The sequence below is a fragment of the Pseudomonas sp. BF-B-30 genome (assembly GCF_019956305.1).
Lineage (GTDB): Bacteria > Pseudomonadota > Gammaproteobacteria > Pseudomonadales > Pseudomonadaceae > Aquipseudomonas > Aquipseudomonas jessenii.
This window is the reverse complement of the sequence record NZ_JAHBDG010000033.1, coordinates 222,772-239,761: the sequence shown is the minus strand read 5'-3', so window position 1 is coordinate 239,761 and position 16,990 is coordinate 222,772. Positions and strand designations below refer to the sequence as shown.

At 61.1% G+C, this 16,990-nt stretch carries 12 protein-coding genes and 2 pseudogenes; 4 read left to right on the top strand and 10 right to left on the bottom strand.

Annotated elements, in window-relative coordinates:
- The first annotated feature begins 229 nt into the window (after positions 1 to 229).
- Together arcD and KGB29_RS18375 are read left to right on the top strand one after the other, a co-directional pair.
- Positions 230 to 1,657 carry an arginine-ornithine antiporter gene (gene arcD, locus KGB29_RS18380; RefSeq protein ID WP_057713532.1) on the top strand — a complete coding sequence of 476 codons (1,428 nt, stop codon included), beginning with the start codon at positions 230 to 232 and terminating at the stop codon, positions 1,655 to 1,657.
- Positions 1,654 to 2,517 (top strand): DNA-3-methyladenine glycosylase family protein, encoded by an 864-nt coding sequence (locus tag KGB29_RS18375; RefSeq protein WP_150813292.1) that lies wholly within the window; start codon positions 1,654 to 1,656, stop codon positions 2,515 to 2,517. The genes arcD and KGB29_RS18375 overlap by 4 nt, the downstream gene beginning before the upstream one ends.
- A 130-nt stretch (positions 2,518 to 2,647) precedes the next feature.
- Here KGB29_RS18375 and KGB29_RS18370 read toward each other — a convergent pair whose 3' ends face one another.
- The 10 genes and pseudogenes from KGB29_RS18370 to gap all read right to left on the bottom strand — a co-directional run bounded on the left by KGB29_RS18370 (position 2,648) and on the right by gap (position 13,812).
- Entirely contained in the window at positions 2,648 to 3,997 is a 1,350-nt protein-coding gene (locus tag KGB29_RS18370) for a CoA transferase (RefSeq protein WP_223616468.1), read from the bottom strand.
- A gap of 186 nt (positions 3,998 to 4,183) precedes the next feature.
- A pseudogene (locus KGB29_RS28940) lies at positions 4,184 to 4,717 on the bottom strand (methyl-accepting chemotaxis protein); the annotation flags it as partial.
- A gap of 372 nt (positions 4,718 to 5,089) precedes the next feature.
- Positions 5,090 to 6,091 (bottom strand): annotated as a pseudogene (locus KGB29_RS28935) (chemotaxis protein); the annotation flags it as partial.
- A gap of 464 nt (positions 6,092 to 6,555) precedes the next feature.
- Positions 6,556 to 6,945, bottom strand: coding sequence for a YbaN family protein (locus KGB29_RS18360; RefSeq protein WP_150813289.1), 390 nt, complete (start codon positions 6,943 to 6,945; stop codon positions 6,556 to 6,558).
- Between the two features lie 161 nt (positions 6,946 to 7,106).
- Entirely contained in the window at positions 7,107 to 7,709 is a 603-nt protein-coding gene (locus KGB29_RS18355; protein WP_150813288.1) for a biliverdin-producing heme oxygenase, read from the bottom strand.
- A gap of 114 nt (positions 7,710 to 7,823) precedes the next feature.
- A complete protein-coding gene (locus tag KGB29_RS18350) occupies positions 7,824 to 10,391 on the bottom strand; it encodes a TonB-dependent receptor (protein WP_218543257.1) in 2,568 nt (855 codons plus the stop codon).
- A gap of 122 nt (positions 10,392 to 10,513) precedes the next feature.
- A complete protein-coding gene (locus KGB29_RS18345) occupies positions 10,514 to 11,479 on the bottom strand; it encodes a FecR family protein (protein WP_150813286.1) in 966 nt (321 codons plus the stop codon).
- 120 nt (positions 11,480 to 11,599) lie between these two features.
- On the bottom strand, positions 11,600 to 12,118 hold the full coding sequence (locus tag KGB29_RS18340; protein WP_057713542.1) for an RNA polymerase sigma factor: 519 nt from the start codon (positions 12,116 to 12,118) through the stop codon (positions 11,600 to 11,602).
- 77 nt (positions 12,119 to 12,195) lie between these two features.
- Positions 12,196 to 12,660, bottom strand: a complete 465-nt coding sequence (locus KGB29_RS18335; RefSeq protein ID WP_150813285.1) for a methylglyoxal synthase — start codon at positions 12,658 to 12,660, stop codon at positions 12,196 to 12,198.
- 150 nt (positions 12,661 to 12,810) lie between these two features.
- The gene (gene gap / locus KGB29_RS18330; protein ID WP_007974423.1) at positions 12,811 to 13,812 is read right to left on the bottom strand and encodes a type I glyceraldehyde-3-phosphate dehydrogenase; all 1,002 of its coding nucleotides are present in this window, start codon (positions 13,810 to 13,812) and stop codon (positions 12,811 to 12,813) included.
- A 220-nt stretch (positions 13,813 to 14,032) separates the two neighbouring features.
- Between gap and edd the strand changes: the two genes are divergently transcribed.
- Together edd and KGB29_RS18320 are read left to right on the top strand one after the other, a co-directional pair.
- A complete protein-coding gene (gene edd / locus KGB29_RS18325) occupies positions 14,033 to 15,859 on the top strand; it encodes a phosphogluconate dehydratase (RefSeq protein WP_057713545.1) in 1,827 nt (608 codons plus the stop codon).
- Positions 15,856 to 16,815, top strand: a complete 960-nt coding sequence (locus KGB29_RS18320; protein ID WP_150813284.1) for a glucokinase — start codon at positions 15,856 to 15,858, stop codon at positions 16,813 to 16,815. Before edd ends, KGB29_RS18320 begins: the two co-directional genes overlap by 4 nt.
- The last annotated feature ends 175 nt before the right edge of the window (positions 16,816 to 16,990 follow it).

Below are 16,990 nucleotides of genomic sequence, written 5' to 3'. Positions count from 1 at the left end.
CGAATCTGCAAGTTTTGTTTATGCGTTTTTTGTACAGAGTCGACATATTAAAAGTGCGTATAAAACAAATGAATATATCGGTGTCAAAATAGCCATTTTGTGCAAGTAAAAAAGAGGCTGGTTGGCGTTATTCAATAAACGTTATTACTCTTCATCAGTTTAGTTGACGCTCGTTATGTGACGATCTCGCGGCCGTTGCCGCCCACCAACGAAAAATGGAGATGCAACGATGTCGCAATCACCGAACAAGCTTCGCCTGAGCGCACTGATCGCGCTGGTGGTGGGTTCGATGATCGGCGGCGGGATTTTTTCCCTGCCGCAGAACATGGCGGCCAGGGCCGATGCCGGGGCAATCCTGATCGGTTGGGCAATCACCGCCGTCGGCATGTTGACCCTGGCGTTCGTGTTCCAGACCCTGGCCAATCGCAAGCCGGAGCTGGACTCCGGGGTGTACGCCTATGCCAAGGCCGGGTTCGGCGATTACATGGGTTTTTCTTCGGCCTGGGGCTACTGGATCAGCGCCTGGCTGGGCAACGTCGGCTACTTCGTGCTGCTGTTCAGCACCCTCGGTTATTTCGTTCCGGTGTTTGGCGAAGGCAACACGCCGATCGCCATCGCCTGCGCTTCGGTGCTGCTCTGGACCGTGCATTTTGTGGTGATGCGCGGGATCAAGGAGGCGGCATTCATCAATCAAGTGACCACCGTGGCCAAGATCGTGCCGCTGATCATGTTCATCGTGATCGCCGCCGTGGCGTTCAAGGCGGATATCTTCACCGCCGACATCTGGGGGCGCAACAACCCGGAATTCGGCAGCGTGATGGATCAGGTTCGGCACATGATGCTGGTCACCGTGTTCGTGTTCATCGGTATCGAGGGGGCCAGTGTCTATTCGGCCCGGGCGGAGAAACGTTCCGACGTGGGCCGGGCGACGGTGATCGGGTTCATTGGGGTATTGGCACTGCTGGTGCTGGTGAACGTGCTGTCGCTGGGCATCATGACCCAGCCGCAACTGGCGAAACTGCAGAACCCCTCGCTGGCGGCAGTGCTTGAACATATCGTCGGCCCCTGGGGCGCGTTGCTGATCAGCGTCGGCCTGGCGATCTCGCTGTTGGGGGCCTTGTTGTCCTGGGCGTTGCTGTGCGCCGAAATCCTGTTCGCCACGGCGAAAGACAAGACCATGCCGGCATTCCTGACCAAGGAAAACGCCAACCATGTGCCGGTCAATGCGATGTGGCTGACCAACTCGATGATCCAGTTGTTCCTGCTGATCACCCTGTTCTCCGCCGGTACCTACACCAGTCTGATTTACCTGGCGTCCTCGATGATTCTGGTGCCGTACCTGTGGTCGGCGGCCTATGCGGTGTTGTTGTGCGCCCGGGGTGAAACCTATCAACAGGCACCCGCCGAGCGGATCAAGGACCTGCTCATTGGTGGCATCGCTCTGGGCTACGCGGTGTGGTTGCTGTATGCCGGCGGCCTGAAGTATTTGCTGTTGTCGGCGCTGCTGTATGCGCCGGGTGTGATCCTGTTCGCCAAGGCTCGTAATGAGCAGGGCAAGCCACTGTTCACGGTTGTCGAGAAAGGTATTTTCACCTGTGTCATCGGTGGTGCGGGGCTGGCGGCTTACGGGTTGTATAGCGGGTTGCTCAGTCTGTGAGGTTGTTGCTGGCGTACCAGCCGCCCTATGACTGGCCGGCACTCCTGGGGTTCTTGTCGGCGCGGGCGATCGTGGGCCTGGAAAGGGTGGACGAGGGTGTGTACTCGCGCAGCATCGACCTGGATGGCGTTCACGGTACGTTTTCGATCCAGCCTGCTACATCCGATGCACTTGAGCTGACCCTGGACTTTCCGGAGGCTGCTGCCGTGCCTGAGATCGTTGCGCGAGTGCGGCGAATGTTCGACCTGGATGCCGACCTGTCCACGATTCACCGGCACCTGGCGGTTGATCCGCTGATGGCGCGGTTGATTGCCGAACGCCCGGGCCTGCGCGTACCCGGGGCGTGGGACGGGCTGGAGCTGGCGATCCGCGCGGTACTGGGGCAGCAGATTACGGTGGCGGCGGCGATCCGCCTGGCGGGGAAACTGGTAGCGCAGTACGGCACGCCATTGAGTTCAGCGCTACCGGGATTGACCCATGTTTTTCCCCGGGCCAGCGTTTTGGCAGGCGCAGATCTGGCAGCGCTGGGCATGCCGAAAAGCCGAGGCCGGACCTTGTCGGATGTGGCTCAGGCACTGCTCGATGATCCGCGATTGTTTGAGCCCGGCCGGGAGGGGGGCGTAGCGCGGTTGCTGGCGTTGTACGGGATTGGTGACTGGACGGCGCAATACATTGCCTTGCGACAGTTGCGGGAGATGGATGGGTTTCCCAATGGTGATGTCGGGCTGATCAATGCGTTGGCGGCGCTGGAGGGGGGGGCGGTGACAGCCAGGCAACTGTTGCAGCGGGCTGAAGGGTGGCGGCCGTATCGAGGTTATGCGGCGCAGGTGCTGTGGACTTCCTTGAGTCGGGCGGACTGAGCTGATCCGGAATTTGTGCTGCTGTTTCTGGCGCTATCGCGAGCAAGCTCGCTCCCACAGTTGATGGCGGTCTCTCGGAAGGTCTCGGTCACCTGTGGGAGCGAGCTTGCTCGCGATGGCGATATGACTGTCACCACCACTGTGCGGGATGTGAACCCAGTTCAGTCGCGGGCAAGGTCAATTGCAGAGGCGTTCCTGTGATCTTCAGAGGCGCCTGCAACCGATGCGCCGGTCCCCAGGGTGTCTGCTCCACCATCAACCCCTGATCCTGCTCATCTTCCGCACGTAACGCTTCACTCGTCCCCGCCCCATGCTCGATCAACAACCTCGCCGTACGCGCCAACGACAATCGCGCCGAACCCCCGATACCGTCGCTCAACCGCTGCGCCAACAACCTGATCGCACTGGCCGCCATCAGATACCCGGTGGCGTGATCGAGGGCCTGCACCGGCAATGGCGTCGGTTTGTCCGACTGCTTCCAGCGCATGCCCGCTTCGGCAATGCCACTGCTCATCTGTACCAGGCTGTCGAAGCCTCGCCGATTTTGCCAGGGGCCGCTCCAGCCATAGGCGTTTAGACAAACATCGATCAGGCCCGGGTTCAGTTGTCGGCGCTCATTCATGCCCAGTCCAAGTCGTTCCAGCGCATCGGCACGATAACCATGAAGCAGAATGTCGGCGTCCTTGAGCAGGCATTCGAAAACGGCGCGGTCGGACTTGTCGTTCAGATCAAGACGCGCGCAGCGTTTTCCCAAGGTGACTTCCGGCACCACTCCAGGTTCGTTCCAGGTCGGCGGATCGATGCGCAGGACATCGGCGCCCAGGCCTGCCAGAAAGCGACTGGCGATGGGGCCGGCCAGTACCCGGGTCAAGTCCAGCACCTTGATGCCAGCCAGTGGTCGAGCCACTGAACCTGACCACGGTTGGCGGCTCTGGCTTGGGTGGTTGGCGAATTGAATCAAGGGTTCTGCGTTTACCGCCTGGCCTTGAGGATGGACCTGCCATTGTTCCCAGGTGCGCATTTCGGCGGCACAGCCACCGGCATCGACCACAGCCTGTTCCAGATCGCTTTTCGCCCACCGAGCCACTTTGTCGGCCATCGCTGCGTGGTCGGTACAGGCACCGAGCACGCTTTCTGCGGCGGCGCGGTGATGGGGCGCGTTGGTGTGCAGGCGAATCCAGCCATCGCGGGTGGCGTAGTCACCCGCGATCGGGTCCCACAACGGCGGAACGCTCCAGCCAAGCGGGCGAATCGAGGTTGCGAACCAGAATGACGCCAGGCGTCTGTCAACTTCAAGGTCGGGCAGGCGCCCGGTTTGTTGGTGCAGCAGTTCGCTGGCAGCCTGGCCGGCGACGGCCATGCTGGCGCAGGCCAGATCTGTGACGGCAAACGCCGAGGGCAGGGCGCCACTGGACGTGAATGGAATCGGGGTGTGAGGCAAACCGAGTACGGCTTGAATGGACGTGAGCAGATCAGTCATTGAAGAGCCCTCCGGAGCGAGAGCCCGATCTTAGTCCAAAACAGGTGACAAGCCAGATGAAACCTGTGGGAGCGGCGGTGCGGCGACCCGACTTGCTCGCGAAGACGGAGTGTCAGTCGACATCATTGTTGTCAGACTCACCGCTTTCGCGAGCAAGCCCGCTCCCACATTTAACTGCATTGCTTCTTAAACGCGGAACTGATCCATCAACTTCATCTGATGGGTGGTCAGGGAGTTGAGCTGGCTGCTGATCTGCGCCGATTCGGTGGCCTGGCCGGTCAGGGTTTCGGTGACGGTGCGGATCGCCGAGACGTTGCGGTTGACCTCTTCGGCGACGGCGCTTTGCTGTTCGGCGGCGCTGGCGATTTGCAGGTTCATATCGCTGATCACGGTAACCGCATCGCTGATCTTGCCCAAGGCCTGGACGGCCTGCTGGATCTGCCCGGCGTTGCTGTGGGCCTGGGTCTGGCTTGAGTGCATGGTGGCGACCACGCCGCGGGTGCCGCTCTGGATGCGTTCGATCACCAGGCGAATTTCTTCCACCGAGTCCTGGGTGCGTTTGGCCAGATTGCGCACTTCATCGGCGACCACCGCAAAGCCACGACCGCTTTCACCGGCACGGGCGGCTTCGATGGCGGCGTTTAGCGCCAACAGGTTGGTTTGTTCGGCGATGCTGCGAATCACCTCCAGCACCGAACCGATCTGCTCGCTGTTGACCGCGAGGGCTTCGACTTCGGTCACGGCCTTGCTGACTTCTTCGGCCAGTTGATTGATGTCGCGGGTGCTGCGCTCGATGATTTGCATGCCGTCGCGGGCCGACTGGTCGGCACCTTTCGCCGCGTTGGCCGCGTTCGAGGCGCTGTTGGCGACATCGTGGGCGGTGGCGCTCATTTCGTTGGACGCGGTGGCGACCTGGTCGATTTCGCGGAACTGCACCTGCATGCCTTCACTGGTCTGGCGGGCGATTTCCGAAGACTGGTCGGCCGTGCCACGGGCATCGGTGATGCTTTGCTTGATCTGCGCGATGGTCGGTTGCAGCTTGTCGAGGAAGCGGTTGAACCAGCTCACCAGTTCGCCCAACTCGTCCTTCTTGCTGTAGTGCAGGCGCTGGGTCAGGTCGCCATCGCCACTGGCAATCGCCTTGAGCATGTCGGCCACGCTGTTGATCGGGCGGGTCACGCCGGACGCGGTAAGCCACATCAGCAGCAGACCGATCACACCGGCAATCACTGCCACCGACAGTGCCTTGATCGTGCCGCTTTGCTGAGCATCGTCGAGTACCGCTTGCAGTTTCACTGAGTCGGCCAGCAGCACTTGCTTGGGCAGGTCGATCACCACGGCCCAGGCCTTGGCATCGGCAATCGGGCTGACCGGGTACACCGCGCGGATCAGGTCGCCTTGCTGGAGAATCTTCGGCGCGCCAACGCTGAGCAACTGCAGGATGTCCTTGCCATCGCCGCCCAGGGTGTCGCCGATGTCCTTGCCATCGCCGCCCAGGGTGTCGCCGATGTTCTTGCCGACTTTGCCGGCGTCGACACTGTAGGCGGCCAGCACGCCAGTGCCGGAAACGATGAGCATGTGCCCGGCACTGTTGAACAGGTCGCGCTGGGAGTCGATCGCCGCCGCTTGCAGGACGTCGAGGGCGATGTCGATGCCGACCACGCCGATGGACTTGCCATCTACCAGCAGCGGTACGGAAATGGTGGTCATCAACATTTCCTTGTTGCCGACCGTATCGGCATACGGGTCGAGCAGACAGATGCGCTTGCTGTCCCGCGGGCAGGTGTACCAGACGTTGTACGGCGTGCCGCTGAGGTTCAGGGTGGTTTTGGTCATGTCTTCTTCGACCATGATCGTGTTCAGCGACTCACCCCCGGCGCGGCTCCAGTACGTGGCGAAACGGCCGATCTCGTTGGACTGGCGGGCGGCGTCATTGACGAATTCGCTGTCCTTGCCGTCCAGCCCATTGGGTTCGAACGCCAGCCAAATGCCCAGCACTTTGCTGTTGCGCTCGAAGGCGGTTTTCAGGCTCTGGTTCAACTCTTCTCGCAAGACGCCGGGCTCGAGGGAGCGTTTGGCGGCCAGGTTGCGCATGTCCTGGATCTGGTCCGCGAGGGCGGTCACCACCGTCAGGGTTTCACCGAAGGTCTTCTGCACCCGCACCGCCTGCTCGGCGGCCTTGGCCTGGAGCAGGTCCTGCACACTGGCAGTGAGCATTCTGCTGCTGGAATCGCTGACCAGATCATCGTTCTGATTGGTCTGGTAGATGTTCATGCCCACTATCAAGGCGACTACGCCCAGCAGGCACAGACCGGACAGCAGGACGATTTTCAGGCGGATGGACAGTGAGTCGAACATAGGGCGAGCTCGCGAATGGATGAAGTGTTGGCTGTGGGCCGTTGCGGCTCACTCGCTAAATCCATTTAGCGCCGATCAATGCACATCGGCGTGGCGTTGAGGTTACATGAGGGGTAACCCGACGAGCGGTAGTGGTTGAACGTTTGCGCAGGAAAATGTGCCGAAAAGCGCTTGAAAACGAAGAAAAACCGCGGAGTTATTCAGCTGGATTCCGGCAGTGATTCCGGCCGTGACCAGATCCACAGATTGCCCAGCCCCATGCCGGCAATTGCCAGGTAAATCGGCCAGCCGTGATCGAGCATTACCAGCATCAGACCGGCACAAAACAGCATGCTGACAGTGGCGCTGACTTTTGCCCGACGCGCGATGATCTTGCCGTTGCGCCAGTTATGGAGGATGGGGCCGAACAGCCGGTGGTTTTCCAGCCAGGCACTCAGGCGCGGCGAACTGCGGGTCGCGGCCCAGGCGGCCAGCAGGATGAACTCGGTGGTTGGCAGGCCGGGGATGACGATGGCGATCAGGCCGATGCCCAGGCTGACATAGGCCAGCAGGCCGAAGAGGAGGCGGGAGAGTCTGGAGGAGGCTGGCATGGGCTCAAGGCAACATGTGAGGCTGATCGAAATCTTACGGATTTACTTCGTTCCTTGTGGGAGCGGGCTTGCTCGCGAAGGCGGTGTGTCAGTCAACGTTGATGTTGAGGCTGACGACCTCTTCGCGAGCAAGCCCGCTCCCACAAGGGGAACGCGTTGGGTCAGGCGGCTTCGGTAGCGTAAGCCCGCTCCAGCAACACCGTAAAACGGTTGAACGCGTCGATGGCGCCTTTTTCCACTTCGGCTTCTTCCCGGGCGCTGAATGCCAGGCCGTCCAGGGTTTTGACGAAGCTCTTCCAGCCATCAGCGCGGCCGCCGGCCGGTTCGCCGAGGTGGCGGGCGCCGAAGGTTTCGCTCAGGCCAAGGCCCACGGCACGCTTGATGAGGAACGCCGCGCCGAGCTTCGAGCCTTCGGAGACGAAGATCCAGCCCAGGGCCTCAGCCTTGGTCGGGTTCTTCAGTGCACCGGCGACAGGTGCCGGCACGTCGGTGTCCAGGTCCGCGAGGTCGGCCCTGGCTGCATCGGCACGACAGCGGGCCGGCAGGTCCGGGACGATGGCGGTCAGTTCGGCATCGTTGTACAGCGACACCAGTTCCGACTGGAACAGGTACTGCGCCACCACGAAACGAGCGAAATTGGCCGGGGTTTCAAACGGGGCATGAGCCTTGACCAGGGCATCGAGCTTGCTGTGCGGCTCGTGGGTGATCTGGTTCAAACGTTGCGAACGCAGGTTGGGGCGTTGTTCGGTGGCCTGGGTAGTCATGGCAATTCCTTGGAGAAAGAAGAGGCGCTTGGTAACGAGACGAACAGGAAGGCGCCTGACAGTAAAAAATCCTCACCGGGCGGCTTGATGAAACCGCCAGGCGAGATGAGCGGATCAGATATCCCAGATCAGGTTGACCGCAAAGTTGCGACCCGGCTGGGTCAGACGGTCGAGGTTGGCCGGTTGGGTCACCGAGGCTTCGCCGACGCTGTCGTAGCCGCGCACGTCATCCCACAGCCAGTACTTCTTGTCGGTGAGGTTGTAGACGCCGCCGCTGACGGTCACGTCGTCGGTCACCTTGTAGAACGCGCTCAGGTCCAGAATGCCGAAACCGGGCGTCTTGAACTGGGTGCTGGTGCCGTCCGGGGTTTTGAAACTGGTGCTGTCGACGCGGTCTTTCTTTTTCACCAGCGTCCAGCTGAGCAAGCCGCCGTAGGTGTCCTGGTCGTAGCCGAGGCCGAATACGCCGGTCAGCGGGTTGACGCTGTTGAGCGGCTCGCCGTTGTCGTCGTTGCGACCGTAGGCATAGGCCACCGAGCCCTGGGTGTAGAGGCCTTGCGGCGCGCCGAAGGCGTCCAGGTTCAGGCGTCCCTTGACCTCGGCACCCTTGATGGTGGCGTGCTTGATGTTGTTGCTCTGGAACGTGGTCTCGGTGTAGCCCGGCGTGATGGCGTTCTCGTTAATGAAGTCGCGGTATTTGTTGTAGAACACCGCTACGTCAAACGAGCCCTGCTCGAAGTTGCCGCGCAAACCCGTCTCGTAGCTTTTGCTTTTTTCCGGTTCGAGGTCAGGATTAGGCGCTACCCGATAGCCGCCGGCGATGTTTTCGAAACGACCGTACAACGCCTTGGCGGTCGGGGTGCGGAAGCCTTCAGCGTATTTGCCGTACCAGGTGTAATAGTCGTTGAAGCTGTAGGTGGTGCCAAAATTCGGCGACAGGCGATGCCAGGTTTTGCTCTCGTCGCTCACCGTACCGTTACCGCTCTGGTCGGCGGTAGCCAGGAACTCTTCGGTGATGTGCGGCTTGAGCTCGGTGTAGTCGTAGCGAGCACCTGGCGCAAAGGTCCAGTTGCCCCAGCTGATCAGATCCTGGGCGAACAGGCTGTAGCTGTTGACGGTCGGGTCCGGGAAGTCACTGGCGGGTGTCAGCGTGTCGGTGGCACTAGGGGCGCCAATGACCCGACAGGATCCGGCCACGGTCAGGCAGGTGCCGGTGCCGGTACGCAGGCCGGTGATTTTGTCCTGCTTGATGGTGGTGCCATAGGTGACGAGGTGGTCGGTGTCGGCGATGGCAAACGACTTGTCAGCCTGGGCATCGAATACCCATTGGCGGTCCTTGTAGGTGGTATCGCGGTTACGCAGCACGGTTCGTGACGGCGGCGCGTAGATTTCCTCGGTGCTCTGGTCGGTCTTGGCGATCTGGTAGTTCAGCGTCCACTTGATGTTGTCGGCCAGGGCGCTGTCCAGACCGAAGCTGTGTTCCAGGCCAAAGCGTTCGCGGGTGATTGTGTCGTTACCGGTACGGGACTTGTAGTAGCCGAAACCGCGTCCGGCATTGAACGGGCCGCCCACTGCGCTCAATTGATTGGTGTCGCGGTCGTCCTTGTAATGCTCATAGGTCAGGCCCAGGCGCGCGTCGTCGGCGTAATTCCAGCCCAGTTTTGCCAGCACACTGGTGGTGCGCGCGTCCTGGGGGTTGGCTTCAGTGCGGTTCAGCCCAGTGCCGCCGGTTTCGCCATAGGACTCTGTTTCATGACCGTTGCGTTGACTGAGATGCAACAGGCCATCGAGCTCGCCGGTGCGGCCGGCGACGGTGCCGGACGTCAGCCAGCTGTCGTCGGCGGAGCTGTAGCCGGTTTTCAGGCGCGCGCCGACATCCTTGCCCGGTTTGATGATGTCGTCCGGGTCCAGCGTGTAGTAACTGACGGCGCCGCCAATGGCATTGCTGCCGTACAAAACAGAGGCCGGGCCACGGAGGATTTCCACACGCTTGACGATTTCCGGGTCGACATAGTTGCGGTTGGTCTGGGCATAGGGGCCATTGAAGAAGCCGTCGGGTACCTGCACGCCATCGACCTGGGTCAGCACGCGGTCGCCATCGATGCCGCGAATGTTGTAGCCGGTGATACCGGCCCGCTGGCCTGCGCCGCCTACCGAAACACCGGGTTCGTAGCGCACCAGCTCCTTGATGGTATTGACGTTGTTGCGGTCCAGATCTTCGCGGGTGTAGACAGAGACCGTGCTCGGCACGCTATTCACAGACTGTTCGTTACGGGTGGCGCTGATGGTCACCTGATCGAGATTCAGGGTGCTGCTACCACTGCGCTTTTCCAGAACGATGCTGTTGTTGCCCAGTTTGCGATAGCCCAGGTTGGTCCCCACCAACAGGCGATCCAGGGCTTTCTCCGGTGACAGGGATCCGCGCACTCCCGGCGAGGCCACACCTTGCGCCAGCTCCGACGACACACCGATCTGCCAGCCCGTTACGGTGGTAAAGGCATTGAGTGCCGACACCAGTGATTGCTGGGGAATGGCGAACGAGTAGTCGCCCATTTTGCGGCTCGACTGCTCGGTGGCGGTGGCGGCCATGAGCGGTGCGGTACCGGCCATCAGGATGGCGGCGGTCAGCAGCGACAGCACGCGGGAAGGTGTAGGGGCTTGGCGGGTAAGGCGAGGGGACATCGATAGCGCTCCGTGTCGCACGAATCTTTATAGGTGCTGATTGGCATGGTGAGATGCGAATCAATTGCATTGGCTATAACGAGACGTACGGGGTTTGGCTATCGAGTAAAAATAATTCTCATTCAGTTCAGGATGACCAGCGCCGGGAATTCCTGGAGCCGGGCCGAGGTGATGTGGGCCAGGGAGCGAACCACGTCCAGCGGCTGATCGAGACGGTAGTTGCCGGTCACGGTGACATCGGCCAACTGTTCGTTATTGTTGATGATCCAGCCCGGGTAATAGCGGCGAAGTTCTGCCAGTACCTGGTTCAGCGGGCAGTTTTCGAACACCAGCCGTCCCTGGACCCACGCAAGGTCGGTGGCGGCGTCGAGTTTGGCCGGGCGGTCGAAGCCGTTGGGGCCGATCCGAATGCTTTCCCCGGCGGACAAGCGTACCCGCGCGTCATCCCGAGTGGCGCGCAAGTCGACGTCGCCGCGCTGTACCTGCACCTGCGCCACGCCGTCCAGGTAACTCACGGCAAATGCGGTATCGCGAACGCTGGCCGTGACCGGGCCGGCGTCAATTTCCAGTGGTTGGCCGCGATTGGCCTGCACTTCGAAAAACGCTTCGCCCTGATACAGGCGGGCAACACGTTGCTGGTCGTTGATGGTGCTTGAGAACGCCGAGTTGGTATTGAGCAGAACCCTGGAACCGTCCTCCAGTTGCAGGCGTTGGCGTTCGCCGACCACAGTCAGGTGATCGGCCTGCAGGCGCATCGGCAAACTGCTGAAACTGAACAGTCCGAGCAGCAGCACGGCGGCGGTGGCCAGTGGTTTCCAGTGCGGGCGCAGACGGGCGAGGACAGTGATTTTAGCCGGACGGGCGGCCAGGCTTTGCGCGCATTGCGCCACTTGCGGGCCGTCCCAGATCGCCTGGGCCTTGGCGAACGCCTGGGCATTCAACGGATCGGCGTCGAGCCATACCTGGAATTGGCGGCTCTGCTCCTCGTCGGGACTGCCGAGCACGATCAGCCAGTCCAGCGCCTGGTCCATCGCGCTTGCGGGGTCCTGCGCCGATGAAGGCTCGGGGGAGCGGTGGTTGTCCGTCACGGTGTTTCCTCGGCAGTGTCTGTGCACGGCTGTTTTTTTAGTGAAGCGTAAAAGTGGGCCAAGGGTAGCAAAGCCCGATGATCAGCGCAGTCGGTCCAGGTAAGCGCAGGGCCTTGGCGCTCAGTTGGCGTTCAAGCGATCGGCAACCCCGATGCAGATCGACATGATCAGTTTGAGTTCTTTCTGCACGGTGCTGAGGGACACGTTCAACTCCTCGGCGATTTCCTGGTAACTGTGACCGTGCAGGCGGCTGAGGATGAAAATCCGCTGTTGGCGGGCGCTGAGTTCACTGAGGCTCACGTTCAGGCGCTCCAGCAATTGTTCGGCGTGGGCGGCGTCTTCGGCGCTGCTGGTGGCGGCGGCGATGCTGTGCATCACCTCCTGCGGCACGTCGTCGACCATCGTGCGCGAATGGATGCGCCGCGCGCGCAAATGGTCCAGCGCCAGGTTGCGCGCCGTCTGGAAGACAAAGGGCTCAAGATGATCGATGGCCCGTTCGCTCAATGCCCGGGTCACCCGCAGGTAAGTTTCCTGCAAGAGGTCTTCAGCGGTGCTGTGATTGTTGACCATCCGCTCCAGCGTGCGCAGCAGGGAGGTGCGCTGGGTGAGGAAAACGTGGTTGAAGCGCGACTGACTCACGGGAGAACCTGATCCATTTCGAGTAGATGATAATGCTTATCATCTACTCGAGTGGTCAAGCACTGATTTGTGACGCTTTACGCGCGACCCTGCAAATAGCTGGCGTAATCGGGAATCCGATGGAGGTGCGCCTGATCCATCAGCGGGCTGCTGAGCAGGTAGTCGGCGCTGCATTCGTTGCACGCCACCGGGATGTTCCACACTGCCGCGACCCGCAGCAACGCCTTGATATCCGGGTCGTGGGGCTGTGGCTCGAACGGGTCCCAGAAGAACACCAGCATGTCGACCCGCTGCTCGGCGATTTGCGCACCGAGCTGCTGATCGCCGCCCAGTGGCCCGCTGATCATGCTTTGCACCGGCAGATCGAGGCGTTGTTGCAACAACAACCCCGTGGTGCCGGTGGCGACCAGGTCATGCTGGGCCAATCTGTCTTTTTGTCGTTCGGCCCAGTCCAGCAAGAACACCTTGCAGTGGTCATGGGCAACCAGGGCGATACGCTTGCGCGCCGCCATGGTCTTTTGCGTAAAGCTGATGCCGATCATCGATGCTGGCTCCAGAAATGACACGCACCCTGTAGGAGCGAGCCTGCTCGCGATGGACTGTAGAACACCGCGGGACATCAGGTTCCCCGCGTTATCGTTAACGACCATCGCGAGCAAGCTCGCTCCTACAAGAAGGAAGGGACGTGCTGCTTATTCGGCGTTACACAGCGCCAGGCAGTTATCGAGCATGCGGTTGGAGAAGCCCCACTCGTTGTCATACCACGCCAGTACCTTGAGCAGCTTGCCGCTGGATTTGGTGTGGTTGGCGTCGAAGATCGACGACAGCGGGTTGTGGTTGAAGTCGCTGGAGACCAGCGGCAGGGTGTTGTAGCCAAGGATCTTCGAGTGCTGGCTGGCTTCTTTCATCAGTGCATTGACCTCATCGGCCGACGCTTCGCGCTTGAGCTGCACCGTCAGGTCCACCAGCGATACATTGATGACCGGTACGCGCACCGACATGCCGGTCAATTTGCCCGCCAGTTCCGGCAGCACCAGGCCCACCGCTTCAGCAGCACCGGTCTTGCTCGGGATCATGTTCTGGGTGGCCGAACGGGCGCGGTACGGATCGACGTGATAGACGTCGGTCAGGTGTTGGTCGTTGGTATAGGCGTGAATGGTAGTCATCAGACCGCTTTCGATGCCCAGCTCGCGGTGCAGCACCTGGGCCACCGGGGCCAGGCAGTTGGTGGTGCACGACGCGTTGGAAATGATCTGGTGCGATTGGCGCAGAATGTCGTGGTTCACCCCGTAAACGACGGTAGCGTCGGCGCCTTTGGCCGGGGCGGAGATAATCACTTTGCGCGCGCCCGCCGTAATATGCGCAGCGGCCTTGGCCCGGTCGGTGAACAGACCGGTGCATTCGAACACCACATCAATCTTTTCCGCGGCCCAGGGCAGGTCGGCCGGGTTGCGGATGGCACTGACCGAAATGCGGTCGCCGTTGACCGTCAGGCTCTCCTGGTCGTGCTGGACATCGGCATCGAATGTGCCGTGAACGGTGTCGTACTTGAGCAGATGAGCGTTGATCGCGCTGTCGCCCAGGTCGTTGATGGCGACGATCTGCAGATCCTGACGGTAGCCCTGGGTATAGAGTGCACGCAGGACGTTACGGCCGATGCGGCCAAAACCATTGATTGCGATTCGAAGAGTCATATTGCGGCGCTACCGTCGTTTTGTTGTTGGAATTACAAGATTATTCGCAAAAAAATAGAAAACAAGCCTTTTTAATGGCAATATTTTGTTCAATCTACAACGAGTGACCTGAATCAACTGGTCCGAATGGTCAATTAAACCGTCTGTCATCCCATCGACACCGGCCTTTGATCAGCATAGACAATCAGGTCGCCACATCCGTTAGCCTGGAGTTCTACACATGCATCCCCGCGTCCTTGAGGTCACTGAACGGCTTATCGCCCGCAGCCGCGCCACGCGTGAGGCCTACCTTGCATTGATCCGCGGTGCGGCCAGCGACGGTCCGATGCGCGGCAAGCTGCAATGCGCCAACTTCGCCCATGGCGTGGCCGGTTGCGGCAGCGACGACAAGCACAGCCTGCGGATGATGAACTCCGCAAACATCGCGATAGTTTCGTCATATAACGACATGCTCTCGGCACACCAGCCGTACGAAGTCTTCCCCGAACTGATCAAGAAAGCCCTGCGCGAAATCGGCTCCGTCGGTCAGTTCGCCGGTGGCACGCCGGCCATGTGCGATGGCGTGACCCAGGGTGAGCCGGGCATGGAACTGAGCTTGCCGAGCCGCGAAGTGATCGCGTTGTCCACCGCCGTGGCGCTGTCTCACAACATGTTCGACGGCGCGCTGCTGCTCGGCATCTGCGACAAGATCGTGCCGGGCCTGATGATGGGTGCGCTGCGCTTCGGCCATCTGCCGATGATCTTCGTGCCGGGCGGGCCGATGGTGTCGGGCATTTCCAACAAGCAGAAAGCCGATGTGCGCCAGAAATACGCCGAAGGCAAGGCGACTCGCGAAGAGCTGCTGGAATCGGAAATGAAGTCCTACCACAGCCCCGGCACCTGTACCTTCTACGGCACCGCCAACACCAACCAGTTGCTGATGGAAGTCATGGGCCTGCATCTGCCGGGCGCGTCCTTCGTCAACCCGAACACGCCGTTGCGCGATGCCTTGACCCGCGAAGCCGCGCACCAGGTCACGCGCCTGACCAAGCAGAACGGCGACTTCATGCCGATCGGTGAAATCGTCGACGAGCGTTCGCTGGTCAACTCGATTGTCGCATTGCATGCCACGGGCGGCTCGACCAACCACACCCTGCACATGCCAGCCATCGCCATGGCGGCGGGCATTCAATTGACCTGGCAGGACATGGCCGACCTCTCCGAAGTCGTGCCGACCCTGAGCCACGTCTACCCGAACGGCAAAGCCGACATCAACCACTTCCAGGCCGCGGGCGGCATGTCGTTCCTGATCCGCGAACTGCTGGAAGCCGGGCTGCTCCACGAAAACGTCAACACCGTAATGGGCCACGGCCTGAGCCGCTACACCCAGGAGCCGTTCCTCGACAATGGCCAACTGGTCTGGCGTGAAGGCGTGACCGACAGCCTCGACGAAAGCATCCTGCGTCCGGTCGCTCGCGCGTTCTCGGCCGAAGGTGGCCTGCGGGTGATGGAAGGCAACCTCGGTCGTGGCGTGATGAAAGTCTCCGCCGTGGCCGTGGAAAACCAGATCGTCGAAGCGCCGGCCATGGTGTTCCAGGATCAGCAGGACCTGGCCGATGCGTTCAAGGCCGGTTTGCTGGAGAAGGATTTTGTCGCGGTGATGCGCTTCCAGGGCCCGCGCTCCAACGGCATGCCAGAGCTGCACAAGATGACGCCGTTCCTCGGCGTGTTGCAGGATCGCGGCTTCAAAGTCGCGCTGGTGACCGACGGGCGCATGTCCGGCGCGTCGGGGAAAATCCCGGCGGCCATTCATGTCAGCCCCGAAGCTTATGTCGGCGGCGCTTTGGCGCGGGTACAAGAGGGCGATATCATCCGCGTCGATGGCGTCAAAGGCACCCTGGAGCTTAAGGTGGACGCCGAAGAATTCGCAGCGCGCACGCCGGCCAAGGGCCTGTTGGGCAACAACATCGGCACCGGTCGCGAGCTGTTCGGTTTCATGCGCATGGCCTTCAGCTCGGCGGAGCAGGGCGCCAGCGCCTTTACTTCTGCCCTGGAGACGCTTAATTGAAACTGGCTTTGGTCGGTGACATCGGTGGGACCAACGCACGTTTCGCGTTGTGGAAAAACCAGCAGCTGGAATCGGTCCAGGTGCTGGCAACGGCAGATTTTCCCAGCCCGGAAGAAGCTATCAGCCTGTACCTCAATGGTCTGGGGCTGGCGCCGGGTTCGATCGGTTCGGTGTGCCTGTCGGTGGCGGGCCCGGTGAGTGGTGACGAATTCAGGTTCACCAACAATCACTGGCGCCTGAGCCGCAAGGGCTTTTGCCAGACCTTGCAGGTGGATCAGCTGTTGTTGGTCAACGACTTCTCGGCCATGGCCCTGGGCATGACCCGTTTGCAGCCCGGCGAATTCCGCGTGGTCTGCGAAGGCACGCCGGAGCCGTTGCGCCCGGCGGTGGTGATTGGCCCGGGCACCGGCCTGGGCGTCGGCACCTTGCTCGATCTGGGCGCGGGCCGTTTTGCCGCGTTGCCGGGGGAGGGCGGTCACGTCGATCTGCCATTGAGCAGCCCGCGTGAAACCCAACTCTGGCAGCACATCTTCAACGAAATTGGCCATGTCAGTGCGGAAACAGCCTTGAGCGGTGGCGGCTTGCCCCGTGTCTATCGGGCGATCTGCGCGGTGGACGGGCACACGCCTGTGCTCGACACACCGGAAGCCATCACCGCTGCCGGGCTGGCGGGCGACCCGATTGCCGTGGAAGTGCTTGAGCAGTTCTGCTGCTGGCTCGGTCGCGTGGCCGGCAATAACGTACTGACCACCGGTGGACGCGGTGGCGTGTACATCGTGGGCGGGGTGATTCCGCGCTTTGCCGATTTCTTCCTCGAAAGCGGTTTCGCCCGCTGCTTCGCCGACAAGGGTTGCATGAGCGACTACTTCAAGGGGATTCCGGTGTGGCTGGTGACAGCGCCGTATTCCGGGTTGGTTGGCGCCGGAGTAGCCTTGGAGCAATCTCTCCCAGCTTGAAATACGATCAAAATGTGGGAGCGGGCTTGCTCGCGAATGCGGTTTTATATTCAACACATTCGTTGACTGACACACCGCTTTCGCGAGCAAGCCCGCTCCCACAGTTGTTTCTGTGGTGTTTGCAGTTTCGGTGCTTAAGGCATAATCCGCCCAATTCAAACAACAAGGACGCCGC